Source organism: Cryobacterium sp. MLB-32, from assembly GCF_000738085.1.
Classification (GTDB): domain Bacteria; phylum Actinomycetota; class Actinomycetes; order Actinomycetales; family Microbacteriaceae; genus Cryobacterium.
In genome coordinates this window covers 1-6,941 of record NZ_JPRS01000256.1, presented here as the reverse complement: position 1 = coordinate 6,941, position 6,941 = coordinate 1, and the positions used below count along the sequence as shown (strand labels likewise).

9 protein-coding genes are annotated in these 6,941 nt (G+C 66.3%); 4 read left to right on the top strand and 5 right to left on the bottom strand.

The window, feature by feature from the left end:
* Positions 1–19: 19 nt before the first annotated feature.
* Positions 20–460: a hypothetical protein gene (locus tag JF66_RS23785; RefSeq protein WP_197059463.1), complete on the bottom strand. Its 441-nt coding sequence runs from the start codon at positions 458–460 to the stop codon at positions 20–22.
* Between the two features lie 100 nt (positions 461–560).
* Here JF66_RS23785 and JF66_RS17170 point away from each other — a divergent pair, with 100 nt between their 5' ends.
* From JF66_RS17170 to JF66_RS17160, 3 genes are all read left to right on the top strand, one after another.
* On the top strand, positions 561–935 hold the full coding sequence (locus JF66_RS17170; protein WP_035879918.1) for a YccF domain-containing protein: 375 nt from the start codon (positions 561–563) through the stop codon (positions 933–935).
* Positions 936–1,244: 309 nt separating this feature from the next.
* Entirely contained in the window at positions 1,245–1,475 is a 231-nt protein-coding gene (locus JF66_RS17165; protein WP_035879917.1) for a hypothetical protein, read from the top strand.
* Positions 1,476–1,485: 10 nt separating this feature from the next.
* Positions 1,486–1,779, top strand: coding sequence for a type II toxin-antitoxin system PemK/MazF family toxin (locus JF66_RS17160; protein ID WP_231556485.1), 294 nt, complete (start codon positions 1,486–1,488; stop codon positions 1,777–1,779).
* 38 nt (positions 1,780–1,817) lie between these two features.
* On the opposite strand, the gene JF66_RS17155 is transcribed toward JF66_RS17160, so the two are convergent.
* The 4 genes from JF66_RS17155 to JF66_RS17140 form a co-directional block, all read right to left on the bottom strand.
* The gene (locus JF66_RS17155) at positions 1,818–2,408 is read right to left on the bottom strand and encodes a dihydrofolate reductase family protein (RefSeq protein WP_035879915.1); all 591 of its coding nucleotides are present in this window, start codon (positions 2,406–2,408) and stop codon (positions 1,818–1,820) included.
* Between the two features lie 260 nt (positions 2,409–2,668).
* Entirely contained in the window at positions 2,669–4,834 is a 2,166-nt protein-coding gene (locus tag JF66_RS17150; RefSeq protein WP_035879914.1) for an elongation factor G-like protein EF-G2, read from the bottom strand.
* A gap of 116 nt (positions 4,835–4,950) precedes the next feature.
* Positions 4,951–5,361 carry a DUF2256 and DUF3253 domain-containing protein gene (locus tag JF66_RS17145; protein WP_035879913.1) on the bottom strand — a complete coding sequence of 137 codons (411 nt, stop codon included), beginning with the start codon at positions 5,359–5,361 and terminating at the stop codon, positions 4,951–4,953.
* A gap of 45 nt (positions 5,362–5,406) precedes the next feature.
* Positions 5,407–6,105 (bottom strand): vWA domain-containing protein, encoded by a 699-nt coding sequence (locus JF66_RS17140; protein ID WP_051973695.1) that lies wholly within the window; start codon positions 6,103–6,105, stop codon positions 5,407–5,409.
* A 250-nt stretch (positions 6,106–6,355) separates the two neighbouring features.
* Here JF66_RS17140 and JF66_RS17135 point away from each other — a divergent pair.
* Positions 6,356–6,941 (top strand): YDG/SRA domain-containing protein (locus JF66_RS17135; RefSeq protein WP_035879911.1); only part of this gene is annotated, 586 nt, incomplete at its 3' end.

The following is a 6,941-nucleotide window of genomic DNA, read 5'->3' as shown; positions in this document are numbered from 1 at the left end:
GCGCCCGGCGGCGCTGCGCTCAGGAGTGGTCCACCGCCGTGAGCGTTGATTCCCGTTTCGCACGCGCCCGTCGGTAAAGCACGATGAAGACCACGAGGCCCGCAGCCAACACACCACCGACCACCCACACAGCCCAGAGCTGACCGATCAACGCCACGACAAACGCTCCCCCCGTGAACACCGCAAGCGAACCGACGACCATTTGGTAGCGGTCCTCGAGAATCGACGAGGGATGCGGCGGCACCGGCGGCACGTCGGGCACCCGCCCCCACACCACGATGAGCAGCGTGGCGAGAGGGCCGAGCACGAGCGAACCAAGAAACCACAACAGCCTGGAGCGGTTCTTCTGCTCGGCCAGGCCCGCATTGATGAGGGCAAGCACGAACCAGCCGCCACCGTTCATGATCCAACCGTCCTGCTGCGCGGACTGCGCAAAGATCTCGCTCACGAAGATTTTCATGCATCATTGTTGCACGCAGGGCGCACGAGGCGACGGCTTCCACGCTGGCCTCGCCGTCGGCCTTCGCTGCATCCACGTGACCTGAGATAATTGAGACATCATGAAGACCCTCCTCAACATCATCTGGCTTGTGCTCTCGGGCTTCTGGCTGTTCCTCGGCTACATGCTCGCGGCACTCATCATGTTCGTGCTCATCGTCACGATTCCCTGGGGAATCGCGGCGGCACGCATCGGCGTTTACGCGCTGTGGCCGTTCGGCAAGACCGTCGTTCCCACGCCGACCGCGGGCGTCGGGTCCTTCCTCGGCAACGTCATCTGGGTGGTCCTGGCCGGCTGGTGGCTCGCCCTCGAGCACCTGCTCTCCGGCATCGCCCTCTGCATCACGATCATCGGCATCCCGTTCGGAATCGCCAACTTCAAGCTGATCCCGGTGTCGCTCATGCCGCTCGGCAAGGAGATCGTCGACATTTCGTAGTCGTTCGCCCGGATGACGTGCGCGTTCACGGACGCGCCCCCGGCCATCGTCACGCTAAGACCGGTGTTTCTGAGACACGCCGGACTGAGCAGCCCCCACGACCGGCGTGTCGCCGATTTCACCGGTTTTGCGCGACCCCGTTCCCCCTCGCGGCGGGGCCATCATCATCGAAGCTGGGTACGACCTTGCGGAGATCCTCGCCGGCACCGCGCGAACGACCGCGGAGGCGAAACGCTCGTTGTGGGTGCGGTGCACGCACGCCGAAAGGTCGTCATAGACGTGTCTTACAAAGCGTCATACAATGACGCTATGGCAATCGTGAACTTTCGCACGGACGAGGTCACCCAACAGGCCCTCGACGAGCTCACGGCCGACGGCGCAACCGTCTCCGCCGCCATCAGGCAAGCCCTTCTCGATGCCGCTCGGCAACGGCGACGGGATCTCATGCGGCGAGAATCCACAGCGCTCAAGAATGACCCCGCCGATCTCGCGGAAAGTCGTGCAGTGCTGCGCGACATGGACAACCTCCGTGCGTGGTGATATTCACCGATTGCGCGCACCACAAGGCGCGCGCGGCCACGAGCAATCCGGCGCGCGTTTCGCGGTCATCCTGCAGTCGGACCAGTTGATGTTGTCAACACTCCTGGTTGCGCCGACCTCACGTTCCGCGCAACCGCAAAGCTTTCGACCGACAATTTCTATCGGCGGTGAACGCACTCAGGTGCTGGTGGAGCAGACATCGGCCGTCGCCCCGGAACGCCTCGGCGATCTCGTGGGCCACGTCAGTCGCGAGGAACTCGACCGCATCGACGATGCCCTGCGCCTGGCCCTCCAGCTCGACTAAAGAACCACACACATCACGACGCTCGTGGTGCGGAGGGCTCAGTGCAGCACCCGGTACGTCACGTGGGTCACCAGCTCACGATCCACCGCGCTCACCTGCTCCAGCCGCACGTCGTCCAGCCCCGCCAGCAGCGGCTCGCCGACCCGCAGCACCACGGGCGCGACGTGCAGCCGCAGCACGTCGATCATTCCGGCCGCCAGATATTGCCGCACCGTCGACGCCCCGCCCGCGACCGACACCGCCTTCTCCCCCGCAACCAAACGCGCCTGCTCCATGGCCGATTCGATGCCGTCGGTAACGAAGTGAAACGTCGTGCCGCCCTCCATCACAAGTGGCGCGCGCCGGTAGTGCGTGAGCACGAAAACCGGCGCATGGTACGGCGGGTCATCGCCCCACCACCCCGTCCACTCGTGATCCCACTCGCCGCGCCCGGGGCCGAACATGTTGCGGCCCATGATGAACGCGCCCGCGTGCACGATCTCCGCCATCTCTGCGGCGTTCTCGTCGGCGAGCTCCATCATCCAGCGGTGCAGTCCTTCGGCGCCTTCACCGAGCGGATGCTCCAGGCTCTGGTTCGGACCGGCCACGAACCCGTCGGTGGAGACCGTGATGTCGCAGGTCACTGTCATATCAATCACTCCTCGTCAGTTCGTCACGCACATAAATCCCGCTGGTCGAGGCGCACATAAATCCCGCTGGTCGAGGCGCACATAAATCCCGCTGGTCGAAGCGCGACGAAGGAGCGATCGAGACCTCGCGAGACAATCCCCAGACCCGGCACGGCTCTGAGGAAATTCTCGTGAGGCCTCGATCTCGACAGGCCAGATCCAAGCGCTCGTCCCTCGCGCCTCGACCAACAATGGCGCACTGTCATGCCGAACGCTCCTCGTTAGTCGGTCACGGCCGATGCCGCCACCTTGCCCGGCACCGGTTCGTGCCGCAGGTAACTCCGGCTAAACCATCCGCTTCCCGCGGTCAGCGCCCGCAGCTCGATCGCGTAACGCACCAGTTCGGCATCCGGTATCTCGGCGCTCACCTCGGAGCGTTCGCCGCCCACCGACGTGGTGCCGGTCACGTGGGCCCGGCGGGTGGCCAGGTCGATCATCACCGCGCCCACGTGGGCGTCGGGCACGTTGATCGTGACCGCCGACACGGGTTCCAGCAGCTGGATGCGGCTCGCGGCCGCGGCCTCCCGCAGCGCGAGCGCTCCGGCGGACTGGAACGCGGCATCCGAGGAGTCGACGCTGTGCGTCTTGCCGCCCGTGAGCGTCACCATAATGTCGACCACGGGGAACCCCGCCGTCACGCCCCGCTGCATCTGCGCCCGCACGCCCTTCTCCACCGACTCGATGTAGTGCCCCGGGATCGCACCGCCCACGACCCTGTTCACGAATTCGAACCCGGCGCCGCGTTCGAGCGGTTCCACCTCGATCTCGCAGATCGCGAACTGGCCGTGGCCGCCGGACTGCTTCACGTATCGCCCGCGAGCGGATGCCGGCCGCGCGAACGTCTCCCGCAGCGGCGTGATCACGTCCACGGTCTCGAGCTTGATGCCCTGGGCGCGCAGTCGGTCGAGCACAACCTCGGCGTGCGCCTCCCCCATGCACCACAGCACCAGCTGGTGGGTTTCGGCGTTGCGCTCCACGCGCAGCGTCGGGTCGACGGCGGCCACCTTGCCGAGGTTCCGGGCGATCGCGTCGTCGTCGCCGTGCGCCGCGCCGTGCACGGCCACCGGCATCAGCGGCTCCGGCATCTCCCACGCCTCCACCAGCAGCGGCGCATCCCGGTCGCTCACGGTGTCGCCGGTCTCGGCGCTCGTCAGCCGGGTGAGCGCGCAGATATCCCCCGCCACGGCGAACGGCACCGGACGCAGCGTGGCCCCCAGCGGGGATTGCAGGTGGGTGATCCGTTCGTCGCTGTCGTGGTCCTGGTGGCCGCGATCGGTGAGCCCGTGGCCGCCAATGTGCACGAGCGTGTCTTCGCGCAGGGTGCCGGAGAAGATGCGCACCAGGCACACCCGGCCGAGGAACGAGTCGATGGTGGTGCGCACCACCTCGCCCACGAGCGGTCCGTTCGGGTCGCCGGGCAGCGGCCCCGCCGGTGTGCCGTCGAGGTAGGTCACCGTCGGCAGCGTCCGCTCCAGCGGCGAGGGAAATGCGCCCGTCAGCACCTCCAGCACCTCGGTGAGGCCCACGCCGGTTTCAGCGGATGTCGCCAGCACCGGATACAACGATCCGCGCGCCACCGCGATCTCCAGGTCGTCGATGAGGGTCTCGAGGGCGATCTCTTCGCCGCCGAGGTAGCGGTCCAGCAGGGACTCGTCTTCGCTCTCGGCGATGATCCCCTCGATGAGCGTCGCCCGCGCCGGCTCGGCGTCGGCCCGTTCGGTCTCGGTCGCCGGGCGCCGGGTGGGGTCGCCGACCGCGGAGACCATGCCCGAGAGCACGCCGAGCAGCCCGGTGAAGGCCCCACCCGTGCGAACCGGCACGTACAGCGGCAGCACCGACGCGCCGAACGCGCCCTGGCAGGCCGCGAGCACCGCGTCGTAGTCGGCTCGCGGATGGTCGATCCGGCTGATCACCACCGCCCGCGGCATGCCGACCCGTTCGCACTCCTGCCACAGCGCGGTGGTGGCCGCGTCGACGCCGTCGACGGCGGACACCACGAAGAGGGCGGCATCCGCTGCCCGCAGCCCGGCGCGCAGGTCGCCGATGAAGTCGACGTAGCCGGGGGTGTCGAGCAGGTTCACCTTTACGTCGGCGACTGCGAGCGGCAGCACCGACAGCGTGACGGAGCGTTGCTGGTGAATCTCGCTCGGGTCCGAGTCGCTCACCGTGCTGCCGCCGAGGATCGACCCCATGCGGGTGAGGGCGCCCGTGGCCACGAGCAGCGCTTCGGCGAGCATGGTCTTGCCGGCGCCCGACCGGCCCACCAGGGCCACGTTACGGATCTTCTCCGGCCGATCTGCCGGCGCCCCCGACGGCGAGGCCCGCCGCTGCTCCGCCCCGCCCCGGCCCGCTGCTTTCGGCGTTTCCTGTGTGCCTTTACCCGACATGAGCAGCTCCCGACGTGGTCGTCTCGACGTTCCGAGTTGTTGCCCCCGATTTGACACCCAGAGCGGCCGCTCGGCAAGGGGCGATCAGCGATAGTCGTGAACTGGCTCAGCAATCCCTACCGCGGTCGCCGCAACCGAATCGCGCCCTTCGCGGTCGACGGATCGACCACGACACCACCTTGCGTGATCTGCAGTTCCCCGCGGGCGACCATGCGGCGGGCGGCTCGGCGGGCCGGTTCCGCGAGCTCGTTCCACCGCTCGCCGCCGACCGCCTGCGCCGCGTCGGACGGGGAGATCGTCGCGTCCCGCGCCACCGCGTTGAGCAGTGAGTCAATGCTCGCTTCCAGCTGCAGATCGGTCGCATTCACTCCGTGCGCGCGGCACGCTGTTGAGCAGTACTTCACCGAATCCCAGTTGTCGGCCCACTTCGCGCGCCACTCGATGCGCCGCCCGCACGAGGCGCACGTCTTCTCCGTGCCGTCGCCGGGGAGGTCAGGGTCAGGAGAACGTCGTTGCCGGTGGGCCATGCCCTCTATCCTGATGGATGGAGCGCGCAGACGCATCCCTAGTAGCTAGGGCTTCTGGCCGTTCTTGTCAGTCGACCGCTTGGGCGGGGTCGCAGCCGGCCGACTGGGCGTCTCCGGGGCTGGCACCATCGAGCTGTACCGCTCTTCGTCGTCGAACATGCGCTTGGTCTTGCCGCGCACGTCTTTCACGTAACGCCCCATGGACGCGCTCATGTTCGAGACCGCGTCGGCGCTGGCCACGAAGGTCATGGAACTTCCCGCGTCAAAGCCGAGGTTCTCACCGGACAACACAGCGTCCTGGTTGGCACCGAGAAACATAAAATCCCAACTGTACTGTTCCTTCTGGCGCGTCACCAGAGCGCGCACGGCGTCGAGGCTGAACTCCCGGCTGGAGTTCTCATCCCCGTCGGTGACGACGACGACCTGAACTGTTTCCGGGCGGGCGTGTTCGGGTAGCGCAGCCAGAACCCGGCCGAATCCGGTGACCGACTGACCGATGGCGTCGAAGAGCGCCGTGGCGCCGCGGGGATCGAGCTGGATCGTGACGCTCTTCGGATCGGCCAAGGAGCACTGCGTTTCGATCTCGGTGTCGAACGTAACGATGTCGACGGTGAGCATGCCCGGCTCGGCCGCCTGCTCGGCGAGCATCGTGGTGAGTCCGCCCACCATGTCATCGCGGATGCCTGTCATCGAGCCACTGCGATCGATGACCAGCAGCATGGCGGTGTAGTTCGGATCAGTCATGGTGTTCCCCCCTCATAAGTCGCTCCCGGCGGGAACAAGTTGACTGTCGCACGAGCCACCGACATTGCTTCGAGCACGGCAGCGGCAGCGCCTGCGCAGGGGGCTCAGGCTGCACCAGCAGAAAGAGAAATCCCGGATGAGATCAGGTCAAAGAACACCGCCGTGTCGATGACCACTGCCCGTTACTTCGCGGGCGGATTCCATCCCTGCTCGCGCGCTGATCGATAGGGTGTGTCCAGGGGGAAATGACATGAGCAGATTCTTTGGCACACCGGTGGGGGTCAAGGTTGGCCAGTTCTTCATCGACCGCCGTGAACTTCACCAAGCTTTCGTCCATCGTCCGACGCAAGCCGGCATTAGCGGCACCAAGTTGGAAGGTTCCGACTCGATCGTCATTTCAGGAGGCTACGTCGACGACGAAGACCATGGCGACTACATCATCTATTCCGGCCACGGCGGCAAGGATCCCAACAGCCCGCGTCAAATCATGGATCAGTCCCGGGAGTCTCCGGGCAATGCTGGTCTCATCACGAGCCACGCTGCAGCCCTGCCCGTTCGAGTGGTTCGAGGAAAACACAAAGGTTCTCCGTTCGCGCCCCCCGTCGGTTACATCTACTCGGGGCTGTACTTGGTCACCCAATGGTGGATGGAGCTGGGGCGCGACGGTTTTCAGATCATTCGTTTCCGACTTGAACGCATCGATGAACAGCTTCCGCTCGAGCCGCAGGCGTTAAACGTGCCTGATCCAGAATTTGCCACCACCCTGGTGTCCCGCCGAATTCGGGACTCGCAACTGGCGCGTGAGGTGAAGAAGCTCTATGACTACGAGTGTCAAG

What these genes read in the sequence shown, in the direction of transcription:
- JF66_RS17150 (WP_035879914.1), bottom strand. Translation starts at nt 4,834, where the DNA reads ATGTCGGGTAAAGGCACACAGGAAACGCCGAAAGCAGCGGGCCGGGGC.
- JF66_RS17145 (WP_035879913.1), bottom strand. Translation starts at nt 5,361, where the DNA reads ATGGCCCACCGGCAACGACGTTCTCCTGACCCTGACCTCCCCGGCGAC.
- JF66_RS17165 (WP_035879917.1), top strand. Translation starts at nt 1,245, where the DNA reads ATGGCAATCGTGAACTTTCGCACGGACGAGGTCACCCAACAGGCCCTC.
- JF66_RS23785 (WP_197059463.1), bottom strand. Translation starts at nt 460, where the DNA reads ATGAAAATCTTCGTGAGCGAGATCTTTGCGCAGTCCGCGCAGCAGGAC.
- JF66_RS17155 (WP_035879915.1), bottom strand. Translation starts at nt 2,408, where the DNA reads ATGACAGTGACCTGCGACATCACGGTCTCCACCGACGGGTTCGTGGCC.
- JF66_RS17170 (WP_035879918.1), top strand. Translation starts at nt 561, where the DNA reads ATGAAGACCCTCCTCAACATCATCTGGCTTGTGCTCTCGGGCTTCTGG.
- JF66_RS17140 (WP_051973695.1), bottom strand. Translation starts at nt 6,105, where the DNA reads ATGACTGATCCGAACTACACCGCCATGCTGCTGGTCATCGATCGCAGT.